Here is a 21,977-nt window from a genome sequence, read left to right on the forward strand (position 1 = left end):
ATACTATTCTTCATAGGGGGTACAGACAAATGTTTGATTATAGAGCCGGAGTTTATTTGGGTTTAATAGGGTGGATTTTGGTTACTATTCTATGTGGTGGGGCAGATGGGTTCAAAGATGTATGGTTTCGTAAAAAGAATGATTTCCAAAGGGTGGGAGGATGTTTGCTATTGTTTGGTATTATGACGGTGATTTTTATGATTGAAATCAGTGAGATTCCATTAGTGCTTAATCGGGTATATACAAAAGAAGCAGGGGTGATAAAAGATTTTGTTTTAACAGATATAACCAGAAAACATTCGGATGTTGACCAATATACAATAGTATTGCAGGATCCCGAAGATGGATCAACGAAAGAATTTATCAAGGTTCCGGTAGCATATCCGATTCATAGAGGAATGGAAGTGGAGATACATTCATTTACAGGAGCTCTTTTTGACGCAAATGCGCTGGCTAAAATTGAGGGACAGACAACTGATTATTATAAGAAGGGATATCGGAAACGTCCGGGAGAACGAATAATCGTTATATTTATAATATTAATCCATATGCTGCTATTGATGGGAATAGCAACGCGTGAATATGTAATTCACGGCAAAAAAAGAAGAGGAACACAATGGTATATTTTTGCGTTATTGACAGCAGTCGCTTATGGAATCTTGCCGTTGGTCAGTTTGAAATATCCACATGAGAGTCTGTGGCTTGGAAGATGCATGGTGATTGCGGCCGTCTTTAACCTAATCGCAGAGGCAGGGCTTGCATGGGCTGCGAACATTGATGACCATCGGGAAGAATGGGATGCAATGTGGAAGCGTAAAAATGAACGGGATAAGAATGAAAATGCTACCTTAAAGGAGACGGAGGAATTGAAAGTGCAGATAGAATTGGAAAGCCAAGATATTGCCAGTGAAGAGAAAGGTGAAGCAGAAAATAATCCGCAGTATCAATTCCAGCAGATGGGATACATGGCATCAGAACGATACTGCAGCTACAAATTCCGAAAGAGAATGCGAAGCAGCATGGAAGCCGTGGTAGTCGTTGAACTGCTGGATGTGCTGGCAGCCTTTATTATTGCGGTTCTCTATGAAGATATCAGAAGGTGGCTGGCGATTGGAATTGGGGGATTTGTATTTTTAATTGTATTTGCTGTAGGATATCAGGCCGCTTATCGAAAGCATAGGGGAATCAAAGAAGCCATTTCATCTGGGGAGCCATGCGAATATTGCGTTGTAGAAGCCGAAATCTATGGATGGCTGGAATTCATCTGTGCGGACGGTCATAAAGAGATCTGGAAGATGAAACCGGATGATGATGCGAAGGTGAAGGAGGGGGAATTGGCAGTAGCAGTATATCTTCCCTCGATACACCAGGTATTTACCGAAGGGGCTAAGGATATGAACCGGCTGTTAGGCCTGAATGTGCCAGTCATGACAAAGAAAGAAAGGAAAGATAGAATTAAGGCAAGGCTATCTTCTGAAAAGAATCGAATTCATGTTGAGGAGCAAATGAGTAAAGAGGAGCATGAGATAAAAGGTGAAGAGGAGCAAAAAAGAGGAGAGATAAGAATGATACATCATATGATGGATATGACGAAAAATCAGGCGCAGCAGTACATGGAGAGCAAAAGAAAGAAACTTCAAAGGTCATGGATTATTATGATAGCGCTATCTGCTTTTACGCCGGTTTGGGCGATTATATTGTGTTCATTTGTCATGGGAAAATATAGAATAGTACTATTTTTGGCTATCTGTATTCCAGGAATTGCCGGGGTCGTGCTGTTCCCTCGCATATTACGCAGGGAACTTCCCAGATATCGGGAAGCGGCTAAAGGAAAGGTTCAGTATGTGCACATAGAAGATATGAAGTTTAACGAGCCGATGGAGTTTGTTGACGAGGAAGGTAACTGCAGGAAGAAAATATTTGAAAGTGATAAGTATTCTGAGTACCGTGGAGAAGATAGTGTATACGTCGTCTATGTTCAGGAAATGGATTATTGGTATATGGAGAAACAGTTATTCTAGGTGTAGTTATTGATTGGAGCATGAGATAAGAATGAGTTGATAAGGAGAACAATTATGAACGAACAGATGAATATGAATGAATGCAAGATGAATGAGCAGATAAAAGAGCAGGAAAAGACTGAGAACATTGAAGGGAATATGAATTACGATTATGCACAGGATTCTTCAAGTGCCTCAATAGTTCTGAAAGAAAGAGTAGGAGTAGGAATTCTGGGAGCCCTGGCAGGAAGCCTGATAGGAGCGGTGTGTATGTGATTTTGGGACAATTCGGGTACATAGCATCTATTTGCGGGGTTATCATGGGAATCTGCACATTAAAGGGCTATAGCCTCTTAGCTAAGGGGATTAGTATGAAAGGGCTGGTAATCAGTGCTGTTATCATGATTATTATGGTATACCTGAGTAATATGTTCAGTTATGGGCTTGCCGTGGCAGAGGTAGCGGAAGTGGATATTGTCTCTGCATTATTGGCGGTTCCGTCACTTGTAAGCGAAGGGATAATTGAGACGGGAACATATTATAAGGATTTGGTGATGCTGTATATTTTTACCGGAATTGGAGCAGTGCCGACGATTCGGGATTATCTGAAAAAGTAGTATTGGGGTGAGATAAGTAGTAATGTGAAAAAGTAAAATCCTGGCAGATATCGTGTATATGGTGTCCGTCAGGATTTCCTAGTTCTTTCACCTTTTATTGTGCAGTTATGCGCATTGGTGTATAATAGTAGACAAATATCATCAAAAAAAGGAAGAAAAGATGTACTATAAATTACTAGGATGCAAGATCTTAGAAAGAGAGATTGCCAGCGTAATATATTCCTGTAAGAATGTTATTGATGTAACTATGATTCGGCAAAGATTGCATGATACCCCGGAGCGGCTTCGTGAGATTCTTCAGCAGGAGATTACCTTGATAGACGAGAATCGCCATCATTATTCGAATGATACGCGCGAGCATGATTTTGATGCCATTCTTCTGGGATATGGACTTTGCTCGAATGTAGTTGTAGGGCTTACAAGCAGCAGATATCCGCTTGTAATACCCAAAGCGCATGATTGTGTGACTCTTCTTATGGGAGATAAGGAGAAGTATCTGGAATACTATAAGAAGAATCCAGGTACATTCTACTATTCTCCCGGATTTACAGAACTATATACACTGGATGAAGAGGATCGGTTAAGGCGCAGATATCAGATGTATCTGACCAGATATCATGGGAATGAGAAAAAGGCACAGAAGGCTGTGAAGATTGAGGCAGAGTTTACGAAGAACTATCAGAGCGCAGCATATATAAGTTGGGAAGACTTCTCGTTCCCGGAATATGAGGAGCAGGCATGTCTGCTTGCCAAAGAGAAGAACTGGACATATGAGAAGATACCGGGAAATAACTCTCTGTTGAAGCAGTTGGTGGATGGAGAATGGTCGGAAGACCGATTCTTGATTGTGCGACCCGGATATCATGCAGAACCTAGTTACGATGAAGAGATTTTGATGGAAGTGGCTAATGTACAGTAGAAAGAGAAAGGAAGATATTATTATGAACAGAAAATGGAAAAAGTTTCGCGATCTGACCGGAAAATGTTATGAGAATATGGCAGGAATTAGTCGGGATAAGACTTGTTGGGAACAGGCATTTAGTCTGTTAAAAGAGATTATTGCAGATGAGCGCAGCAATAACGCAGAATTTGCCCCGGAGTTGTATGAATTGGATGAAGTGACAGATTATGAGTATGATGTGCAAGGGTGGCTGGAAGACTATTTGGACGAACTGGATATGTGGAATGATCATGAGGCTTTGCTTAGGTCTTGTGAAGAGTTGTTGGAATTGTTCAGATGGAAGAAGATTTGTTCTTCCGATATCCAGTTCATGAAGGTATCTTCGCTAAATGCATTGAACCGCCATGGTGAAGCCGTTGCTTATTGTAGAGGATGGATAGAAAAAGAGCCGGATAATATAATGGCGGTAACTGCGGGTATATATGCTTGTATTAGTGATAAGAAGATGGAGGAAGCAGAGAAACTGATCCATAAGTATATGGATGAAGATACGGAATGTACGGAAGAGAACGATATTCTGTTTATTGCTGCCTCCCGCTATTATCAGGCGGTTGGAAATAAGAAGGAGCAGAAAAGGATAGATGCCCTTCTGGAAGAATATGACAGACAATTAGAAGAGTATTTTATGGAATATGAAGATGATGAACTGTTATTCGAAGATGATGAATTACCGTTTTGTTAATGACTTGGATGAGGAGCAATTATTAAGAAGACAGCAGCAGGCAGTCGGAGATCTGAGGGAGGCGCTCGATGGAGAAGAGACCGACAAAGATAGATTAGACACCTTGCTTTGGAATACGTTAATTCTCTTTCAGGGATATCCATTTTACACTGCAAAAAATCTGGAATTTTTCTATTACCTTAAGGGGAATGAGATGTTTGTATCCCGAAAGGATAAGTCTATTACGAAAGCAAGTATTATCATGGCATTTCACAAGGCTCTGGAATTGGGAAGGGTAGTAATAGGACCAAAGAAACTGGGGACTTTTGGTGCAAGTTATATGTATCCGATATTTATACGGATTGGCGTGATCGAAGCAGGGGCTATGGAAAATGGACAGTTGAAATTGTTCTAAATATGTTTTTGGGTTTTACATAGTAGAAGGAAATAAGGGAATCATAGAGGAGGAGCATTATGGCAGCGAAGCAAGTAGTCAACTTATTAAAAAAGCAGGACTTTGAATATGAAATCAGAGACTGTGAACGAGATTTTGACAGTACGGAAGATGCGATGGAACTATTAGGTGTTCCAATGGAGCGGATTGCCAAGACGCTGGTATTTGCGGCACCTATCGGAGTGAATGTTATCGTGCTGTCAGGAGATGCAAGGATAGATTTTGCAAAATATGAGAAGAAATTCAGAGTAAAGAAAGTTGTTCTGGATGCTGAAGACCTTCTGGATTACACAGGTTACGTGTCAGGAGCGGTGTCTCCGCTTGCTTTGGCGAATAAGCGGGCGAAAGAGTGGGTTGATATCTGCGAAGGATGGCAATAGGAGGAGATTGGGAATTTAATGCTTATATCATTACGAATTTTAGAAAGGCAGAGAGAATATGAGCAGAGGAACAGAATTTTTAGTTTTTGTAACCGGGAAGTTAAAGCAGAGGATTCGGGAACTTGGAGAGACGATCGAAGAAGTGCAAAAAGACATTGCTGGTATGAACGAGTATTACTGGGAGAACTACACGGAGATGGACCAGTATGGATATGAGAATTTTGACAATCAGCAGGCACTTCTTACGCAAGTGAATGCGAATCAGGAGAACTTAAAGAAACGGCATAGGATGAAGAAGATGCTGGATTCTCCGTTCTTTGGAAGCGTAGATTTCATATATGAGGGCGAGGATGAGCCAGAAGTCTTCTATATCGGGATCGGGAATTTTGCCAAGGAGAGAGGACATGTGCCGCTGATCTATGACTGGAGGGCTCCGGTCAGCGGTCTTTTCTATGATTATGATAAGGGAGCGGCATCTTACGAAGCCCCGGGGGGATTGATGGAAGGTGAGATTCTGTCCAAATGGCAGTATAAGATCCGCGGCGGTCGGATGATCTACGAGTTCGAGAGCGATATGAAGATAGATGATGACATCCTGAAGCAAGAATTAGGAGCGAATAGCGATGTAAAGCTTAAGAATATCGTATGTACGATTCAAAAGGAGCAGAATGCAATAATCCGGAATACGAAGGATAAGATTCTGGCAATCCAGGGAGCGGCAGGAAGTGGGAAGACTTCGGTTGCGCTGCACAGGATTGCATATCTTCTGTATCATGACAGGGGACATCTGAAGTCTTCGAATATTCTGATCCTGTCGCCTAACAGTGTATTTTCGGATTATATTTCTCATATATTGCCGGAGTTGGGTGAGGAAAATATACAGGAGATGAGTTTCGACCTCTTTGCGTATAGAGAATTACAGGATGTGGCTTCAGACTGCGAGGATCGGTGGCATCATATAGAGAAACAGATGGCAGATATGCCGAATAAGAAGCAGTTGGATGACGGAGTGGAGTCTCAGGAGAATCGGAAAGAGCGTTATCGATGGAAACAGTCAGAGGAATATGTTCAGGCTGTGGAAGGATTCCTGATAGAACTAGAAGACCGCCTGGTAGATTTCCATGATATCAAATACAAAGGAATGGAGAAAAAAGCGGAAGACATATTGAAAATGTTCTATTTCAAATTCCAGAGTATCCCGCTCATGTCTCGGATGGACGCAGTGATGGAATACTTTGTAGATGAGTATGAGACGCTATGCGACCGAAGCATCCCGGAAGAGGAGATGGAGTATGTTCGGGAGCAGTTCCTCAGTATGTACGTTACAACGGATCTGTACGATATCTATAACTGGCTGCTAGAAGAATATGAATGGTCGCGGCTTCCTGATATGCCACGTGAAAAACGTGTGCTTGATTATGAAGATGTATATCCGATCTTGTATCTGAAATACCGCTTGAATGCTGTGTCATCCCATAAGAATATACGCCACTTGGTGATTGATGAGATGCAGGATTACTCGTATCTACAGTATGTGATTCTGAACCGGATGTTTTCCTGCAACATGACCATACTTGGCGATCGGGCACAGACGGTAGATGAGAAAATGCAGGATGTGCTTACATTTCTGCCGAAGATATTTGGAAAAGAAAAATATGTGCGTCGGATTGAGATGAATAAAAGTTACAGGAATACCATTGAGATTGCCAGATACGCTGAGAAGATGAATGGAGTATCGGGAATAGAGTATATTGAGCGGCATGGCAAAGAGGTAGAGGAGACCAGGGTGGTATCCACGGAGGAGGCACTGGATTATATTCTTCGCCGGGTACAGGTAGGTGCATCAGGGGAGAGTGATAAAGCAGGCGGGTATGAGACCGCAGCGATTCTTGCCATGACGGAGCAAGAGGCTCGGGATATCTATGAGAGATTAAAAACGTGCCGGGAGGATGTCTCTTATATTGATCGGGACAGTTCGAATTTCCGTAAGGGAATTACGGTTACGACCTTTTATATGGCAAAAGGGCTGGAATTTGATCAGGTATTCGTAGTCGGAGGCGACAAAAAGAATCCATTCTTTAAACAGTTTCGGTATCTCAGTGCGACCCGTGCGCTGCATGAACTTTATGTAATCAATTTCTCATAGAACACTGAATCATATGGAAATTTTCGCTTGACTTTGAAACAGGTTGTTCGGTAAAATTATTTTATAAGTTTTATGTGTAATTAGAAAAAGAATATATCCGGTCAACGACTACTCTAGACACCGCATAGGGGCCGAAGAAGCAAACCCGGAGGTATCACATCTTACTCCGGCGGAAACTGACAGGCAAAAGGAAGGTAGTCTGACGGAACTTTGGAGAGAATGCGGTATGCATCGCCTACGAGGCTAGAACCAACTGGCAAAAGGACAGAGAGCAATAGATGTTGTAAGTGACATCTATGCTCTTTTTTTCATTGTCTGATTCGAGAAAAAGAGCCATATATTCGGCAAGATGGAATGAATCATAAGTGGAGGAAGAGACAATGAGAATGATGTTAGTTGGAGCAGGAGCAGTAGGAGAGAGCATCTTAAAGGTGCTGGAGTGGCGAGATCCGAAGGGCGAGTGGCTTGAGTATGTGCTGGTATGTGATTATGACGATAAGCGGGCGCAGGAAATAGCGAATGCGTTGAATGAGACAGGAAACTGCAGGGGCGTGGGTGGATTGAGCGAGGACAATCAGCAGAGTGGTGAAGGTATAGGTAACCGTAGATTCACGGCTTCTAAGGTCAATGCAACCGATAAAGAGGAGATGAAGGAGTTGATCCTGGCACATAAGATTGATTTCCTCATGGATGCCGCACCGCCATTTGCTAGTAATTATATCTTCGATGCAGCATATGAGACGGGAATTGATTACGGAAATATGGGAACATGGTCTGTACCGATGGAAGAACCTGCATATGGTCTGGGAATCGAGAATAGTTATACAGAACCCATGACAAAATATAATTTTGACAGGCATGAGGCATGGAAGAAGCGTGGCAACATGGCTCTAATCTGTCTGGGGATTGACCCAGGTGTCGTGAATGTGTTTGCCAAATATGCTGCGACAAAGCTTCTGGATGAGATTACGGAGGTTCATGTCAAGGATGGCGGGAATCTTGTGGTACCTGGCGCTGACCCGGATGACATCATGTTCGGCTTCAATGTATGGACGGTATTAGATGAAGTCATGAATCCGAATGTGGAATATGATGAGGCGAGGGGCGGATTTCTTGTGGATAAGCCGTTTGCCGGGCTTGAGACCTTCGAGATGCCAGACGGAGTCGGGAAGAATACCCTGGTGAAGGTAGAGCATGAAGAGGTTGTAACCATGCCAAGATATCTGAGCCAGTATGGCTTAAAGCGGGCAACGTTCAAGATCAGTCTTGACGATAATCTGATCACAGCATTGAAGGTTATCGACCATTTGGGGTTAAGAAGCATCCGTCCGGTGAAGATTGGAGATGTGGAAGTGGTGCCAAGAGATGTGGTGGCGGTATGTGCTCCGCAGCCGAAAGACATTGGTACAGAGATGCAGGGGGAGATGCTGGTCGGCGTCCAGTGCATCGGCAAAAAGGATGGCAGAGAGAAAGAATATTTTATCTATCAGGCATTCGATAATCAGGAGTCTATGAAGACCTGGGGATCTCAGGCGGTTGTGGCGCAGACGGGGTTCGGTGCGGCGCTTGCTATTGAATTGATCGGGAAAGGAGTCTGGAGAGAGGCAGGCGTATTCTCGCCAGAATATTTTGATCCGCTTCCATACATGGAGTTAATGGATGAAAGCGGATATCAATATCATATCAAAGAAACAGGAACTGGATTATGCCAGGAATGATTTTACACCATCGGTCTGAATCAGTTCTTTGTGCAGTAGATGAAGGAAATGTTCTATCATTTCCTTCTTTTTAGTTCCGCATGTGAGATAATATATAATCTCGTCTTCCGGACCGGAATCTAATTCACAGATGTTTAAATTCCCACCCTTAAGTTTGCGGGCAACCAGAAGCGGAACGATGGCATAATGATCTCCGGTCAGGAATTCTTCCAGAAGAGACATCTGATCTAATTGAACCTTGGGGTAGATGGTCACATCGAACCATTTCTCGTGCCAGTTGTCGAATTCGGGATTCCAGGGGAGCCGTATCTCTTGCCTTGGATCTAATTCTGATGGATGGATACGGGAGACATGATCCCAGGAAGAACCTCCGACCAGCACGAAGGGCTCTTGAAATGCAGGTATAGTGCTGACATTCTTAGAATACATGTCATCGGAGATCAGCGCGATATCTACCAGCCCGCTCTCTACATAGCCATAAGATTCAAACGAATGATACTGATGAAAACAGAGGTTATATTGTGTCTCATCTGAGATTATCTGACGCAGTACATTCGGAAGCACATAGGTACTGACACTTCCGATGGAAGCCAGATTCAGTATAGGGTTCTGCTTTAGGTTGGAGATGGCTTCTGCCTCCCGATAGATATGTTTTAGTTTTTCAGCAACGGCGACAAAGGCTTGTCCTTCTTCAGTCAATGTAATGCTGCGGATGCCTTTATTGCGTATGAGCAGAGGGTATCCTAATTCTTCTTCCAGCGCACGAAGCCTGCGGCTTAAGGCCGGCTGAGTTACGTAGAGTTTTTCGGAAGCGGCAGAGATACTGCCGCATTGGATTGTCATAAGGAATGCTTCGATTTCTAAGCGAGTCATAGATGCCTCCTAATATAAAGTATTATTTATATATTATGAATTAAATAAGCATTTGTCAAATATCTTTTCGGAAACTATAGTTATAATAAGTGAAGTGTAGCAGTGGATAGGAGAGATATGACAGGATGGATAAACAATCTTTATTAAAAGGGAATATAAAAAAGCAGTTGATAGGTCTGGCAATTCCTCTGCTTATGGGAAATGTTCTTCAGCAATTCTATCATACGGTAGATGCCATGATTATTGGGCGGTTTCTGGGAGTAGATGCATTTGCCGCAGCAGGGATTGCGGGGACGATCATGAATCTGTTTATTTTTGTATTAGACGGCTTCTGCATGGGAATCTCGGTGATTTTTGGGATGTTGTATGGAGAAGGGGATCAGAGAAAATTCCGTCAGCAGGTATTCGTGTCTCTTAGTCTGGGGAGTATTCTGACGGCAGGGGTATGCCTGGTGTGCTTTACGGTGCTGAAACCATTTATTAGGTTGATCCAGACACCGAAGCATCTGGAGGGGGCGATGGTCTCCTATCTATCGATTATTATCGTGGGGATGATATTTACCTATCTGTATAATCTCTTTGCAGGAATACTGCGTTCCATAGGAGATACGAAAGCGGCTCTTGGAGTATTATTCCTTGCAGTGCTTCTGAATGGCTTATTGGATTATTGTTTCGTTGTAATCTTCCGGATGGGGATACAGGGGGCGGCATATGCGACGGTGCTGGCACAGTCTGTTGCAGCAGCCTGCTGTTATGGATATCTGAGGAAATATTATCGGGAATGGATGTGTTCCAGACAGGATATAGGAATTCACCGAGAATTGGTGAAGAAGACTGTGCGGTTTGGGTGTGCTTCTGCACTTCAGGAGTCGAATCTGTATATCGGGAAGATTCTGGTTCAGGGAGCGGTTAACACATTAGGGACTGCGGGGATTGCAGCATACACTGCGGCGACAAGGCTGGAGGGATTCGCGAATTCCTTCGGGGACAGTGGAGCAGTGGCGGTGTCGATCTTCATTTCTCAGAATTATGGGGCAAGAGATGAGAAGAGAGTAGCGGATGGCAGAGCGCATGGATTGAAGTTGCTTGCAGGCTTCGGGATTGCTCTGTCTGTGTTGATGTTCGCGCTGGCACCGTGGGGAATGGATATCTTTCTGTCACAGAAGGATTCCCTTACGATGGAGTATGGGACTGCATATTTAAGAATCGTGGCGGTATTCTATGTACTGAACTTTATCGGGAATTCGTTCGTGGGATATTTCCGGGGAACCGGACGGGTTCACAATCCGGTGATTGGAACGACGATCAATATCAGTACGCGGGTGGTACTATCTTACCTTCTGGTCGGAAAACTGGGACTAGCGGCGATTGCGGTGGCTACTGGAATCGGATGGATCGGAGTCGTAAGTTACCTGGCAATTACATATTGGAGAATACATGCTGCATATCCTCAGGCAGTGGGGCAGTGAATTCCATTGCTTTCCCGGTGATTGGATGTGTAAATGCAAGTTTATGGGAATGCAGCGCCTGCCGTGTCATATATTCCATGTCCGGGTTATAAAGATAGTCTCCAATTAATGGATAACCAAGATGCTTCATATGAATCCGAATCTGATGGGTGCGTCCTGTCTCAAGGCGTAATGAGACAAGGCTGTGCCCGTTTTTTTCGTCCACGATCTGATAGTGAGTAATGGCTGTCTCTCCATGTTCCCAGTCGACCGTCCGTTCAATGATCGTTCCGGGCTTGCGTGCCAGAGGTGCATCGATGGTGCCGGATTCAGGGGTGACATGTCCGCGTACGATTGCAAGATACTCCCGGTGGATTGCCCGGCGGCGTACCATGTCAGACAGGATATTGCCGCTTATCAGATGCTTGGCAACCACGGTAAGGCCGGAAGTGTCCCGGTCCAGGCGGTTGCAGCAGCGGAAGATGAATGGTTTGCCCTGCTCCTGATAATACCATGCCAGAGCATTTGCCATGGAGTTGGTATAATTATTCAGGGAAGGATGGATAGGCATTCCAGCGGCTTTATTGATTACGATAATGTCTTCATCCTCGTACACGATAGTTAACGGCAACTGTACAGGCGGAATTTTTTCAGAGCATTTTGTCTCGCAGATATGGATGGACAGATGATCGCCGGTTTTCAACTGTTGGCGCATATAATAGTGCTCTCCATTTACCAAGACGCTTCTGGGCATTCGCTTGATCTCTGCCAGATTCTGACCGGAATAGCCACGGCGTCTTAAGTATTGTTCTATTCTTAAGCCATCGCTGGCATCATCTATGATATAATCAATGGTACGATTCATTGCAATTCTCCTTCAGATTAGGTAAGATAGTAATAGTAGGCTTACGCTTATCATAGAATGAATTCCGCAGAAGCGCAAGATATTATGTGATTTCTATTCAGAAAGAACTTGCTATATGGCTGCCTGTGTATAAGGGCGATTTGATGTGAATATGATTCACTGTACTAGATGGTAAGAAGAAAGAAGGAGAGGAAAGATGGCACGATTAAGTACTCTGTGCTACATAGAGAGAGATGGGAAATACCAGATGCTTCACAGGACTGTGAAGAAGAATGACGTCAATAAGGATAAATGGATCGGTGTAGGCGGTCATTTTGAGGCGGATGAAAGTCCGGAAGAGTGTCTGCTTCGTGAGGTACGAGAGGAGACAGGCTATATACTGACATCTTATAGATACCGGGGAATCGTAACTTTTGTATCAGGAAATGGTGTGACAGAATATATGTCTTTGTTCACTGCCGATGCTTTTGAAGGCGAGCCGATTCCCTGTGATGAAGGGGAACTGGAATGGGTAGATATTGAGGAGGTATGGAATCTGAATATCTGGGAAGGAGACAAGATTTTCTTCCGGTTGATGGATGAAAGAGAAGATTTCTTCTCATTAAAATTAGTCTATGACGGGCATGACAAACTGGTATCTGCAGCCTTAGATGGCGAGCCGATGGAACTGTTTGATATTCTGAATATGGATGGCAGTAAGACTGGAATCGTGCGGGAAAGGGGTGTTGCCCACCGGGAAGGAAGCCTTCATGCAACGGTGCATATGTGGGTGGTAAGAAAGAATCAGAGGAGTGGTTATGATGTGCTCCTTCAGAAACGGAGTGCATGTAAAGATTCCAACCCCGGATGCTATGATATCTCTTCGGCAGGACATGTGGTGGCAGGAGCCGGGTGTCTGGAATCGGCAGTCCGGGAGATGGAGGAAGAACTGGGAATCCATGCGGCGAAAGAAGATCTGCAATATATTGGCATTCATCATGGTGCGTTTGAAGATGTATTTTATGGGAAAGTATTCCGGGACAATGAACTGAGTTCGGTATATGTGTATACGAAGCCTGTTGAGATAGAGGAATTGACATTGCAGGAATCGGAAGTGGAAGAAGTTATTTGGATGGATTATGAAGAATGCAGGCAGAAAGTACAGGATGGTACATTGCCCAATTGCATCTATGAAGATGAATTCCGAATGGTGGGAGAATATCTGAAAGAACATCCAATGTAATATGGAAGACAGCAAGTTTGCGGGAATTATACATTATGTAAATGTGGCATTATAAGAGGAAGGAGCAAAAGGATGCAGGAAATTACATTAACAAATGAAAATCTGGAAATTCGGGTAAACTATCATGGAGCGGAATTGCGTTCTATCAAAAGAAAGGATAGTGACGTGGAATACTTATGGAACGCAGATCCAAAGTTCTGGGGACGTTCCTCTCCGGTACTTTTCCCGTTCGTAGGAAGTGTAAAAGATAAAGTATACCGTCATGAAGGAAAGGAATATCCGATGAATCAACATGGATTCGCAAGGGATAAGGATTTTACGCTGATTAGTCAGAGCGAGGACACGGTGTGGTTTGGATTGAGTTCTGATGAAGAAACATATAAGGCTTATCCATTTCGTTTTCGTTTGGAGATCGGCTATACCCTTGTGGAAGATGGCGTGTCTGTCATGTGGAGAGTAAAAAACACGGATGATAAGGAGATGTATTTTTCGATTGGAGCACATCCGGCGTTCTTCTGTCCGCTTAAAGAAGGAGAAAAACAGTCCGACTGCTATTTGCGTTTCCAGGATGGTGAGGGGAATGTGTTAGAGAAGTTCTGCAACACGGTATTCGGACAAGGCGGTCTGGTAACGACCCAGAAGAAAGAGTATGTGCTTACAGAGGGGATTCTGCCAATCGCAGAAGATCTGTTTGACGGAGACGCGCTCGTGATTGAGAATCATCAGGTACAGAGAGTTGCGCTTCTGGATGGAGATAAGAAGGAATATCTGGCAGTGGAATTCGATGCACCGTTAGTAGGAATCTGGTCGCCACCGAAGAAACATGTGCCGTTCGTGTGTATCGAACCTTGGTATGGACGATGTGACAGTGAGGCATTCGATGGAGAACTGAAAGACCGGGAATGGGGGAATATACTTAAGCCAGGAGCGGAATTCGAGGCGGTATATAGAATTAAGGTAAAATAAAAATTTTGAACAATGCAAGTTCTCCAATTGCCACAGATGAATCTAAATAATGTATAAGTGGTAATTGGAGAACTTGTTTGATTATGTTTTATTGATACATTCTATCATCAAAGATGAATATATGCGCTTCTTCCGAATCTTCTTGTGAACAGTTGGGGGTAGTAGAGTAATCGATATCGGTATCAATTGCTGGCTTGCATTCATTACGCACCTTTTCTTCAATCGTATTCGGGGCGGGATCTAGTTCTTGTCCGCTCTTCCAGATAAGCAGCCTCTTGTCGCATTTTCCTTCGAAATAGATGGAAGAACTTTCATGGATGATCAGTTTGCTGTCATCGTCAATTGTTACCGCTTCTTTTAGTGGCAGAACGAAGGAACTCTTGGACATCGGAACAGCAGAGTCGAATAATTCTGACCAATATGCTCGCCGTAACGACAGGATTGCCAAACCATTATTATAGGATGAGGAGGGCGATATATTTTCGGAAGGTGGTTCGAATCCCCAGGATGCGATAGCAAAGGGCTGCTTGCTTTCTAATGTAACATAGATATTTCCATTCTCTAACTGATAGAGTTCTGTAATTTTAATTTTTTCTGTATCAATTCGCCAATCAAATGCTGGAATTTTTCTAAGGGATTCATTAATGCCAGGGTCATCATTTGCGATTGACAGTGTGAGTATGATCAAGATTATAATGCCACACGTAATGAGTGTAATCAGTTGCCGACGATTTAGTTTTCGGTAAATTTTTTTTATGAATTCAATATCTTCGTTAAAAGAACTGTCTGTTTCTTGAGTCTTAGAGCCGGTAATGCCATTGCTATCGTCTAAAAGTGTTACTGGTGGTAATTTTTCATGTATAGAATCATAATATTGCTGGCAGTTTTCGCATTCGATTAGATGTTCTTCAATCTCATGCTTGCTTCTTTCGCTGCATATATGATCTTCATACAGTGGCAGTAAGTCCCTGATAATATCACAAGGTATTTTTCCCATATCTATAACCTCCTCGTAAATGTAATGGTATGTGTCAGTGTTCTGGTGCCTCCAGAATATGTTCCCGGATTTTTATTTTTGCCCGGTGATAAGTGACTCTTGCCCAGGTCTCTTGTTTGCTAAATATCTCTCCGATCTCTTTAAAATTTAAATCCCCAAGCACCCGTAGGACGAATACCTCCTTATAAGGCTCATCCAGGCAATGAAGCACCTTATAGATGGATAATGCTTCATCTTTCCGGATGATTAGGTCTTCCATATCTGAATGATCTGGAATCTGTTCTAAAGTATCGCGAGGAACAGGTTTTTTCTTACGGGTATAAGAGATATAGAGATTCTTGGCAATCTGGCACAGCCAGGATTTGACGGAACAATTTCCGCGGAAATGCTTGATTTCTTTTAGCGCTTTGAAGAAAGTTTCCTGCGTAATCTCTTCCGCAATATGCGGGTCTTTGCTCATTGCAAGAACGAATAGATACACGTCCTTAAAGAAACGATTGTACAATTCTTCAAAATCATTTTTCATTCCGTCACCTCCCTTGCTTGTCCATTAGACGCATGACATAAGAATTCGTTACAACAAATATGATTAATTTTAGCAAAGGAATCCAAAAAGGGACAGGGCAAATTGAAAAAGGGACACGGCAAATCGAATTGGGGACGGGGCATTGAATTTGCAATTTCCCCCGTCCCCAATTCTAAAAAAATGATAAAGTTACAGACATTTTGAAAAAATCGGTTATAATGTCTATATAGGCTATGAGCCATGCGAATATGAAAGAGAGGAATAATATTATGGCAGTAATACATGTGACGAAAGATAATTTTAAAGAAGAGGTATTAGAGTCTAAGGTTCCGGTATTGGTTGACTTTTGGGCAACCTGGTGTGGACCTTGTCAGATGGTAGGACCGATTGTTGAGGAGATTGCAGAGGAAGTAACAGATGTGAAGATCTGCAAAGTAGATGTGGATGAGAATGCAGAACTGGCAAGAGAATACTTTGTAATGTCGATTCCAATGTTCATACTGTTCAAGGATGGACAGGCTGTGAAGAGAGATGTAGGAGCGAAGTCCAAGGAAGAACTTTTGGCAATGATCGGAAAGTAAAAATAGAACAGAGAAGAACTGGGGCTGTCATATGACAGCCCTATTTTTAGTAGTGATATTGCTTCCGCCTGGTGATAAAGAATAATATTGTAATCACAAGTGCCAGTAGTTCAGCGACAACAATAGACATCCAGATTCCGTCAATCCCAAGAAAATGAGGCAGGATGAGGACGACCGCCAATTGGAATACAAGCGTTCTCAAGAAAGAAATCACAGCGGATACGGCTCCATTTCCAAGAGAGGTAAAGAATGACGAACCCCACACATTGATTCCCATGAAAAGGAACGCAAGAGCATACAGGCGGAAACCATGACAGGTCATATCGAATAATTCAGCATCGTAACTTGCGAAGATACGTACCAAAGGCACAGTAAGAACTTCTGCCATTAAAGTCAGGATGAGGCTGGAAACAACCAGAATGCGGATGCTTTTGCCAAACAGGTTCTTCAATTCGTCATGGTTGCCTGCACCATAATGGTAACTGGTAAGCGGCGCGCTTCCGATAGAGTAACCAAAAAAGATTGCCATAAAGATGAAATTGACATACATAACGATTCCATAGGCGGCAACTCCATTTTCCCCAACCAACTTCATAAACTGATAGTTGTATAGAATATTCACAATAGAAGAGGAAAGATTCGTTACCAGTTCTGAAGAACCATTCGTGCAAGTCTTTAACAGTATTTTCCCATAGAAGCGAGTCTTTGTAAGTTGAAGCAGACTGCTGTTTTTCCTGGAAAAATACAGGAGAGGTATGATGCCTCCGACAACCTGTCCCATAGCAGTAGCAACGGCAGCCCCAGCAATCCCCCAATGAAAGACTACAATAAAAAGAAAGTCTAATATCATATTGGTTAGCCCGGAGAGGATAGAGAGCCTTAGACTCAGATCGGGCTTTTCGGCAGTAACAAAGAAACTCTGAAAAATATTCTGCAGGATGAATGCAGTCTCTCCAATGAAGAGTATCCTTCCATATATGATACAGTACCTAAGCAACTCTCCGGAAGCACCCAGCGCAGCTGAGATAGGACGGATGAATATGAAACCGAGTGCTGACAATAGGAGACCAAGAAAGAGTGAGGTGTATACAAGCATGGAAAAATACTGGTTCGCCCGCTCGCGGTTTCCTGTTCCAAGGGTAATCGCTACAACTGCGCTGCCTCCTGTGCCGATCATAAAGCCTATGGCTCCGCCGCCCATCATAACCGGCATGATCAGGTTGACGGCAGCAAACGGAGTCTTTCCTACGAAGTTCGATACAAAGAATCCATCTACAATACTATATAAAGATGTACATATCATCATAAGGATTGATGAAGTTACGAAACGGATCAGCCGTTTATATGTGAAATGGTCAGATAATTGTATTTTCATGATTCATTCCTTCCGATTAATAAATGATTGAATTTATTGCGGTATATTGCGATATATTTTCGTGTTAACCGCAGAAATTCGGAGATTTCTTCTGGTGGCATCTCCTGAAAGATATCATTTTCCAATTGCATGACCGGAATGATCCTTTCATCGGCAAAAGCCTGTCCGGCAGCAGTCAGGAAGAGATGCTTGTCATGCCCTTTGCCGGGTTTTGATTCCAGATAACCTTGTTTTTCCAGGTTCTTGATTGATGAGTTAATCGTCTGCTTACTGATAGAATACATGGCAGCAATATCTTTTTGCAGACAACCGCCGCCATTTTCCATGATGGTATATAGAATCAGGAAAGCACTGTCGGATAAGCCGGCATTCAGTGCTATTATGTGATACATTTCATCAAGTTCCTTATATAATTGATTGAATTCTTTTAATTCATTGGTTTGTTCAAATTTCATGATTAAGTCTCCTTCTTTGAAAATAATACATTGGTCTGATTTCGGACTTTGCAATGCCGATTATAGTCCGATTTCGGATATATGTCAAGAGGAAGATAAAATGATTTAAAATTGCATAGAAAATAAGAGAAAAATATGGTATTATCAATAATAATGGTATCAACCGATGGAGGTGTGATTATGGAGGCAGAGATTTCAGCAGATTATCAGAAACCTGCAAAACAAAGGGATGCAGGAGAGCATGCGCAGGTGAAGGTGTGGCTGAGGAAGACCAGACCATTCTTTGGACCGGGAACGGCGGCTTTGCTTAAGCAGATTGACAGCATTGGATCTGTGAGAGAGGCATGTGCGAAGATGGGCATGTCTTACAGCAAAGGTTGGAAGATTATTCATTCGGCGGAGGACGAGTTAGGTTATCAGATTGTAGAACGGCGGCCAGGGGGCAAGAATGGCGGCGCGGCGCATGTAACGCAAAGAGGAAAGAAACTGCTTGAATTATTTGAAGTGTATGAAAAGCAAGTAGAAAAAGCAGCAGATGAGATATATCAAGATATTTTTTTGAAAAGCGATTTGTTTTGAAAAAATAATCGAGGAGGTAAAACAAGATGAAATTAATGCGGACAGAAGATGCAGTGGGACAGATCCTATGTCATGACATTACCCAGATTATTAAAGGTGTGACGAAAGATGCGGTTTTTCGTAAGGGACATATTATTCGTGAAGAAGATATTCCGGTTCTGTTAAGCGTTGGCAAGGAACATATCTATATCTGGGAGAACAATGAGAATATGCTGCATGAAAATGATGCGGCACAGATTCTCTACGATATCTGTAAGAATGAACATATGCGTCCGTCAGAGATCAAAGAAGGAAAGATCGAACTGATTGCAGAATGTGACGGTCTGCTGAAGATAGATAGAGAGAAGCTGAATCGGATCAATTCACTTGGTGAGATGATGATTGCCAGCAGACACGGGAATTTCCCGGTGAAAGCAGGGGATAAGATCGCCGGAACCAGGATCATTCCGCTGGTGATTGAGAAGGAGAAGATGGAACGTGCGAAGGAAGCGGGAGGAGATACTCCGATCTTCGAGATTATGCCATATCAGAAGAAAAGGGCAGGGATTGTAACAACTGGAAATGAAGTGTTCCATGGGAGAATCCAGGATACTTTCACTCCGGTCATCTTGGAAAAACTGTCCGAATACGATGTGGAGATTGTAGGGCACGAGATTAGTGATGATAACCATGAGCGAATTACTGCATGTATACAGAGGCTTTTGGATGCGGGAGCAGATATGCTCATCTGTACCGGAGGAATGAGCGTTGACCCGGATGACAGGACACCACTTGCCATCCGCAATACGGGGGCGGATATCGTAACCTATGGTGCGCCAGTATTGCCGGGAGCAATGTTTCTTCTGGCATATTATGGAGAGCAGAAGATTCCGGTGATGGGACTTCCGGGATGTGTGATGTATGCGAAGCGGACGGTTTTTGACCTGGTGCTGCCGAGAATTATGGCGGGGGAAGTGTTAGAGAAGAAGGATATGGATATCCTTGGCGAAGGAGGTCTATGCCTGTCCTGTCCGGTCTGTACATTCCCGAACTGCGGATTTGGAAAATAAGAGAGGTTATGTTCTGGCGGAGGGAATGATAGAATGAAAGACCAGTATCAAAGAACCATTGACTATATCAGAATATCGGTAACAGACCGCTGTAACTTCCGGTGTCGGTATTGCATGCCTGAGGAAGGGGTGGAGTCTATCTGCCATACGGAGATTATGACCTATGAAGAGATTCTCAGGCTCGTAAGACTTGCAGCAGGTCTTGGGATAAAAAAAGTGAAGATTACGGGAGGAGAACCGCTTGTACGAAGAGGAGTCTGCGGACTCATAGGAGAGATTAGCAGAATGCCGGGAATTGAGTCGGTAACCATCACCACCAATGGTGCACTACTTGAACAGTATCTGACAGAACTTGTACAGGCAGGAGTAACAGGAATTAATATCAGCCTGGATACGCTGAACCGGGAACGATTCCGTTATATCACGCGTCGGGATGATTATGACAAAGTACAAGCCGGTCTTAAGCAGGCAGTAGCAACTGGCATACCGACAAAGATAAATTGTGTTCCGATGCGTGGGTTCAATGAGGATGAACTTGCAGATATTGCGGCATTAGCGAAGCATGATCCGGTGGCAGTCCGCTTTATCGAGATGATGCCCATTGGCATGGGAGTGGAGAAGGCAGGAATCTATCAGGATGAGATCAGGAAGGGCCTGGAATCTCGATATGGCACGATGCTTCCGATAGAAGAAATGCTTGGAAATGGTCCGGCAAAGTACTATCAGATACCGGGATTCCAAGGGAAGATTGGCTTCATTAGTGCAATCAGCCATGAATTCTGCGAAGGCTGTAATCGTGTGAGATTGACCGCAGATGGGATCCTTAAGCCTTGTCTGAATTACGAAAGTCATATCAATCTTAAGCAGGAGATGAGAAATGGCATTGATGACTGGGAATTAGAGAAAATACTAAAAGATGCGATCTACGCGAAACCAAGGTGTCACTCATTCGGAGATCAGACAAAAAAGGAGATACAGGAAAAGCGTAAGATGGCAGGAATTGGAGGATAGATATGGGAATTGTAAAAGCAGTCTGTACCAGTGACAGAAGAGGAATTCAGAAAGTAAATGTAGAATCTGCAGAATTCAAGGAAGGATTTGGAATCAGTACGGATGCTCACGGTGGAAATTGGCACAGGCAGGTAAGTCTGCTGTCAGCAGAGAGAATTGAAGAATTTAACCGAAGGGGAGCGGATGTAAAGCCGGGAGCGTTTGGCGAGAATTTGGTAGTAGAGGGGTTTGATTTTCGGAATCTTCCGGTGGGAACAACTTTCCAGTGCAATGACGTGATTCTGGAGATGACACAGATTGGCAAGGAGTGCCATACACATTGTCAGATCTATCATAAGATGGGCGAATGCATTATGCCAACCCAGGGAGTATTTGCTCAGGTAATCCAAGGAGGAACAATATCCGTGGGAGATGAGATGAAGATCATAGAGAAAGCCGATACACGTTATACGGTGGCGGTTGTGACTTTAAGCGATAAAGGGGTCAAAGGAGAACGGGAGGATACCAGCGGTCCGCTGATCTGCGAGATGGTGGAAGAAGCCGGATACCGTGTGGTTGAGAGGCTGATGCTGCCGGATGATCAGAAGAAAATTGAGCAGGAACTGATTCGCCTTGCGGATGGAAGACAAGTCAGTCTGATTCTGACTACGGGAGGAACCGGATTCTCCGAGCGTGACCGTACGCCAGAGGCTACACTTGCGGTTGCCACGAGAAATGCACCGGGAATTGCAGATGCAATCCGTATGTATTCCTTATCCATTACGGGAAGAGCCATGTTAGGAAGAGGCGCATCCGTTATTCGGAATAAGACAGTGATCGTGAATCTGCCGGGCAGCAAGAAAGCAGTGAAAGAAAGCCTGGAATATATCCTGCCTCATCTGGAACACGGAATCCAGATTCTTCTGGGAGATACCGCGGATTGTGGCGGAAAGTAAGAAAAAGTGGAAAAACAGAATCCATGTGTCTTAGAATGAGAGTTTGATGACTAGAACTGTAATAAATAAGAAAGATAGGTGGATTCGTTTTTTATAAAAGCGAATGTTTTTCAAAAATCAATCGCTTTTTGGACATTCCCAATATTATTGTACAAAGG

The 21,977-nt window shown here is 43.5% G+C and carries 23 protein-coding genes; 17 read left to right on the forward strand and 6 right to left on the reverse strand.

Translation table 11 applies throughout. The annotated features are described in order from the left end of the window. Positions 1 to 29: 29 nt before the first annotated feature. The 9 genes from ACQRBN_RS13395 to ACQRBN_RS13435 all read left to right on the forward strand — a co-directional run bounded on the left by ACQRBN_RS13395 (position 30) and on the right by ACQRBN_RS13435 (position 8,937). Positions 30 to 2,021 (forward strand): hypothetical protein, encoded by a 1,992-nt coding sequence (locus ACQRBN_RS13395; protein WP_427739522.1) that lies wholly within the window; start codon positions 30 to 32, stop codon positions 2,019 to 2,021. Between the two features lie 54 nt (positions 2,022 to 2,075). Then, positions 2,076 to 2,276 (forward strand): hypothetical protein, encoded by a 201-nt coding sequence (locus tag ACQRBN_RS13400; RefSeq protein ID WP_427739523.1) that lies wholly within the window; start codon positions 2,076 to 2,078, stop codon positions 2,274 to 2,276. Beyond that, on the forward strand, positions 2,273 to 2,617 hold the full coding sequence (locus ACQRBN_RS13405; RefSeq protein WP_427739524.1) for a hypothetical protein: 345 nt from the start codon (positions 2,273 to 2,275) through the stop codon (positions 2,615 to 2,617). The genes ACQRBN_RS13400 and ACQRBN_RS13405 overlap by 4 nt, the downstream gene beginning before the upstream one ends. A 160-nt stretch (positions 2,618 to 2,777) precedes the next feature. Beyond that, the gene (locus ACQRBN_RS13410) at positions 2,778 to 3,536 is read left to right on the forward strand and encodes a DUF1638 domain-containing protein (RefSeq protein ID WP_427739525.1); all 759 of its coding nucleotides are present in this window, start codon (positions 2,778 to 2,780) and stop codon (positions 3,534 to 3,536) included. A 22-nt stretch (positions 3,537 to 3,558) separates the two neighbouring features. Next, positions 3,559 to 4,260, forward strand: coding sequence for a hypothetical protein (locus ACQRBN_RS13415; RefSeq protein ID WP_427739526.1), 702 nt, complete (start codon positions 3,559 to 3,561; stop codon positions 4,258 to 4,260). Next, positions 4,217 to 4,654: a hypothetical protein gene (locus ACQRBN_RS13420; RefSeq protein ID WP_427739527.1), complete on the forward strand. Its 438-nt coding sequence runs from the start codon at positions 4,217 to 4,219 to the stop codon at positions 4,652 to 4,654. The genes ACQRBN_RS13415 and ACQRBN_RS13420 overlap by 44 nt, the downstream gene beginning before the upstream one ends. Before the next feature lie 59 nt (positions 4,655 to 4,713). Next, positions 4,714 to 5,073, forward strand: coding sequence for an aminoacyl-tRNA deacylase (locus tag ACQRBN_RS13425; RefSeq protein ID WP_427739528.1), 360 nt, complete (start codon positions 4,714 to 4,716; stop codon positions 5,071 to 5,073). Between the two features lie 58 nt (positions 5,074 to 5,131). Then, positions 5,132 to 7,219 carry a HelD family protein gene (locus ACQRBN_RS13430; RefSeq protein ID WP_427739529.1) on the forward strand — a complete coding sequence of 696 codons (2,088 nt, stop codon included), beginning with the start codon at positions 5,132 to 5,134 and terminating at the stop codon, positions 7,217 to 7,219. Between the two features lie 380 nt (positions 7,220 to 7,599). Then, entirely contained in the window at positions 7,600 to 8,937 is a 1,338-nt protein-coding gene (locus tag ACQRBN_RS13435) for a saccharopine dehydrogenase family protein (RefSeq protein ID WP_427739530.1), read from the forward strand. On the opposite strand, the gene ACQRBN_RS13440 is transcribed toward ACQRBN_RS13435, so the two are convergent. After that, positions 8,923 to 9,810, reverse strand: a complete 888-nt coding sequence (locus tag ACQRBN_RS13440) for a LysR family transcriptional regulator (RefSeq protein WP_427739531.1) — start codon at positions 9,808 to 9,810, stop codon at positions 8,923 to 8,925. The genes ACQRBN_RS13435 and ACQRBN_RS13440 overlap by 15 nt on opposite strands. Before the next feature lie 125 nt (positions 9,811 to 9,935). On the opposite strand from ACQRBN_RS13440, the gene ACQRBN_RS13445 reads away from it, so the two are divergent. Next, the gene (locus tag ACQRBN_RS13445) at positions 9,936 to 11,279 is read left to right on the forward strand and encodes an MATE family efflux transporter (protein WP_427739532.1); all 1,344 of its coding nucleotides are present in this window, start codon (positions 9,936 to 9,938) and stop codon (positions 11,277 to 11,279) included. Here ACQRBN_RS13445 and ACQRBN_RS13450 read toward each other — a convergent pair. Further along, the gene (locus ACQRBN_RS13450; RefSeq protein WP_427739533.1) at positions 11,230 to 12,123 is read right to left on the reverse strand and encodes an RluA family pseudouridine synthase; all 894 of its coding nucleotides are present in this window, start codon (positions 12,121 to 12,123) and stop codon (positions 11,230 to 11,232) included. The two genes, ACQRBN_RS13445 and ACQRBN_RS13450, sit on opposite strands and share 50 nt — an antisense overlap. 196 nt (positions 12,124 to 12,319) lie before the next feature. Between ACQRBN_RS13450 and ACQRBN_RS13455 the strand changes: the two genes are divergently transcribed. Together ACQRBN_RS13455 and ACQRBN_RS13460 are read left to right on the forward strand one after the other, a co-directional pair. Next, positions 12,320 to 13,345 carry an NUDIX domain-containing protein gene (locus tag ACQRBN_RS13455; RefSeq protein ID WP_427739534.1) on the forward strand — a complete coding sequence of 342 codons (1,026 nt, stop codon included), beginning with the start codon at positions 12,320 to 12,322 and terminating at the stop codon, positions 13,343 to 13,345. 72 nt (positions 13,346 to 13,417) lie between these two features. Continuing rightward, the gene (locus ACQRBN_RS13460) at positions 13,418 to 14,311 is read left to right on the forward strand and encodes an aldose 1-epimerase family protein (protein ID WP_427739535.1); all 894 of its coding nucleotides are present in this window, start codon (positions 13,418 to 13,420) and stop codon (positions 14,309 to 14,311) included. 88 nt (positions 14,312 to 14,399) lie between these two features. On the opposite strand, the gene ACQRBN_RS13465 is transcribed toward ACQRBN_RS13460, so the two are convergent. Both ACQRBN_RS13465 and ACQRBN_RS13470 read right to left on the reverse strand, forming a co-directional pair. Next, positions 14,400 to 15,308, reverse strand: coding sequence for a zf-HC2 domain-containing protein (locus ACQRBN_RS13465; protein ID WP_427739536.1), 909 nt, complete (start codon positions 15,306 to 15,308; stop codon positions 14,400 to 14,402). 34 nt (positions 15,309 to 15,342) lie between these two features. Continuing rightward, positions 15,343 to 15,834 (reverse strand): RNA polymerase sigma factor, encoded by a 492-nt coding sequence (locus ACQRBN_RS13470; protein WP_427739537.1) that lies wholly within the window; start codon positions 15,832 to 15,834, stop codon positions 15,343 to 15,345. Positions 15,835 to 16,067: 233 nt separating this feature from the next. Between ACQRBN_RS13470 and trxA the strand changes: the two genes are divergently transcribed. Continuing rightward, entirely contained in the window at positions 16,068 to 16,415 is a 348-nt protein-coding gene (gene trxA / locus ACQRBN_RS13475) for a thioredoxin (protein WP_427739538.1), read from the forward strand. A gap of 46 nt (positions 16,416 to 16,461) precedes the next feature. Here trxA and ACQRBN_RS13480 read toward each other — a convergent pair whose 3' ends face one another. Both ACQRBN_RS13480 and ACQRBN_RS13485 read right to left on the reverse strand, forming a co-directional pair. Beyond that, entirely contained in the window at positions 16,462 to 17,790 is a 1,329-nt protein-coding gene (locus tag ACQRBN_RS13480) for an MATE family efflux transporter (RefSeq protein WP_427739539.1), read from the reverse strand. Next, on the reverse strand, positions 17,787 to 18,245 hold the full coding sequence (locus ACQRBN_RS13485) for a MarR family winged helix-turn-helix transcriptional regulator (RefSeq protein WP_427739540.1): 459 nt from the start codon (positions 18,243 to 18,245) through the stop codon (positions 17,787 to 17,789). The genes ACQRBN_RS13480 and ACQRBN_RS13485 overlap by 4 nt, the downstream gene beginning before the upstream one ends. A gap of 180 nt (positions 18,246 to 18,425) precedes the next feature. Here ACQRBN_RS13485 and ACQRBN_RS13490 point away from each other — a divergent pair, with 180 nt between their 5' ends. The 4 genes from ACQRBN_RS13490 to ACQRBN_RS13505 are packed head-to-tail and all read left to right on the forward strand — an operon-like array spanning position 18,426 to position 21,819. After that, positions 18,426 to 18,824, forward strand: a complete 399-nt coding sequence (locus tag ACQRBN_RS13490; RefSeq protein ID WP_427739541.1) for a winged helix-turn-helix domain-containing protein — start codon at positions 18,426 to 18,428, stop codon at positions 18,822 to 18,824. Between the two features lie 26 nt (positions 18,825 to 18,850). Next, on the forward strand, positions 18,851 to 19,873 hold the full coding sequence (locus ACQRBN_RS13495; RefSeq protein ID WP_427739542.1) for a molybdopterin-binding protein: 1,023 nt from the start codon (positions 18,851 to 18,853) through the stop codon (positions 19,871 to 19,873). Positions 19,874 to 19,906: 33 nt separating this feature from the next. Continuing rightward, positions 19,907 to 20,884, forward strand: a complete 978-nt coding sequence (gene moaA, locus ACQRBN_RS13500; RefSeq protein WP_427739543.1) for a GTP 3',8-cyclase MoaA — start codon at positions 19,907 to 19,909, stop codon at positions 20,882 to 20,884. Between the two features lie 2 nt (positions 20,885 to 20,886). Beyond that, on the forward strand, positions 20,887 to 21,819 hold the full coding sequence (locus ACQRBN_RS13505) for a molybdopterin-binding protein (RefSeq protein WP_427739544.1): 933 nt from the start codon (positions 20,887 to 20,889) through the stop codon (positions 21,817 to 21,819). The last annotated feature ends 158 nt before the right edge of the window (positions 21,820 to 21,977 follow it).

Source organism: Bariatricus sp. SGI.154 (genome assembly GCF_050313795.1).
Lineage (GTDB): Bacteria > Bacillota > Clostridia > Lachnospirales > Lachnospiraceae > CAMBRQ01.

Excerpts from the sequence above, each read along its gene's own strand:
- ACQRBN_RS13425 (WP_427739528.1), top strand. The coding sequence starts at position 4,714 with ATGGCAGCGAAGCAAGTAGTCAACTTATTAAAAAAGCAGGACTTTGAA.
- ACQRBN_RS13450 (WP_427739533.1), bottom strand. The coding sequence starts at position 12,123 with ATGAATCGTACCATTGATTATATCATAGATGATGCCAGCGATGGCTTA.
- ACQRBN_RS13410 (WP_427739525.1), top strand. The coding sequence starts at position 2,778 with ATGTACTATAAATTACTAGGATGCAAGATCTTAGAAAGAGAGATTGCC.
- ACQRBN_RS13480 (WP_427739539.1), bottom strand. The coding sequence starts at position 17,790 with ATGAAAATACAATTATCTGACCATTTCACATATAAACGGCTGATCCGT.
- ACQRBN_RS13490 (WP_427739541.1), top strand. The coding sequence starts at position 18,426 with ATGGAGGCAGAGATTTCAGCAGATTATCAGAAACCTGCAAAACAAAGG.
- ACQRBN_RS13445 (WP_427739532.1), top strand. The coding sequence starts at position 9,936 with ATGGATAAACAATCTTTATTAAAAGGGAATATAAAAAAGCAGTTGATA.
- moaA (WP_427739543.1), top strand. The coding sequence starts at position 19,907 with ATGAAAGACCAGTATCAAAGAACCATTGACTATATCAGAATATCGGTA.
- ACQRBN_RS13440 (WP_427739531.1), bottom strand. The coding sequence starts at position 9,810 with ATGACTCGCTTAGAAATCGAAGCATTCCTTATGACAATCCAATGCGGC.
- ACQRBN_RS13400 (WP_427739523.1), top strand. The coding sequence starts at position 2,076 with ATGAACGAACAGATGAATATGAATGAATGCAAGATGAATGAGCAGATA.
- ACQRBN_RS13435 (WP_427739530.1), top strand. The coding sequence starts at position 7,600 with ATGAGAATGATGTTAGTTGGAGCAGGAGCAGTAGGAGAGAGCATCTTA.
- ACQRBN_RS13485 (WP_427739540.1), bottom strand. The coding sequence starts at position 18,245 with ATGAAATTTGAACAAACCAATGAATTAAAAGAATTCAATCAATTATAT.
- ACQRBN_RS13415 (WP_427739526.1), top strand. The coding sequence starts at position 3,559 with ATGAACAGAAAATGGAAAAAGTTTCGCGATCTGACCGGAAAATGTTAT.
- ACQRBN_RS13460 (WP_427739535.1), top strand. The coding sequence starts at position 13,418 with ATGCAGGAAATTACATTAACAAATGAAAATCTGGAAATTCGGGTAAAC.
- ACQRBN_RS13465 (WP_427739536.1), bottom strand. The coding sequence starts at position 15,308 with ATGGGAAAAATACCTTGTGATATTATCAGGGACTTACTGCCACTGTAT.
- ACQRBN_RS13420 (WP_427739527.1), top strand. The coding sequence starts at position 4,217 with ATGATGAACTGTTATTCGAAGATGATGAATTACCGTTTTGTTAATGAC.
- trxA (WP_427739538.1), top strand. The coding sequence starts at position 16,068 with ATGAGCCATGCGAATATGAAAGAGAGGAATAATATTATGGCAGTAATA.
- ACQRBN_RS13455 (WP_427739534.1), top strand. The coding sequence starts at position 12,320 with ATGGCACGATTAAGTACTCTGTGCTACATAGAGAGAGATGGGAAATAC.
- ACQRBN_RS13495 (WP_427739542.1), top strand. The coding sequence starts at position 18,851 with ATGAAATTAATGCGGACAGAAGATGCAGTGGGACAGATCCTATGTCAT.
- ACQRBN_RS13470 (WP_427739537.1), bottom strand. The coding sequence starts at position 15,834 with ATGAAAAATGATTTTGAAGAATTGTACAATCGTTTCTTTAAGGACGTG.
- ACQRBN_RS13505 (WP_427739544.1), top strand. The coding sequence starts at position 20,887 with ATGGGAATTGTAAAAGCAGTCTGTACCAGTGACAGAAGAGGAATTCAG.
- ACQRBN_RS13395 (WP_427739522.1), top strand. The coding sequence starts at position 30 with ATGTTTGATTATAGAGCCGGAGTTTATTTGGGTTTAATAGGGTGGATT.
- ACQRBN_RS13430 (WP_427739529.1), top strand. The coding sequence starts at position 5,132 with ATGAGCAGAGGAACAGAATTTTTAGTTTTTGTAACCGGGAAGTTAAAG.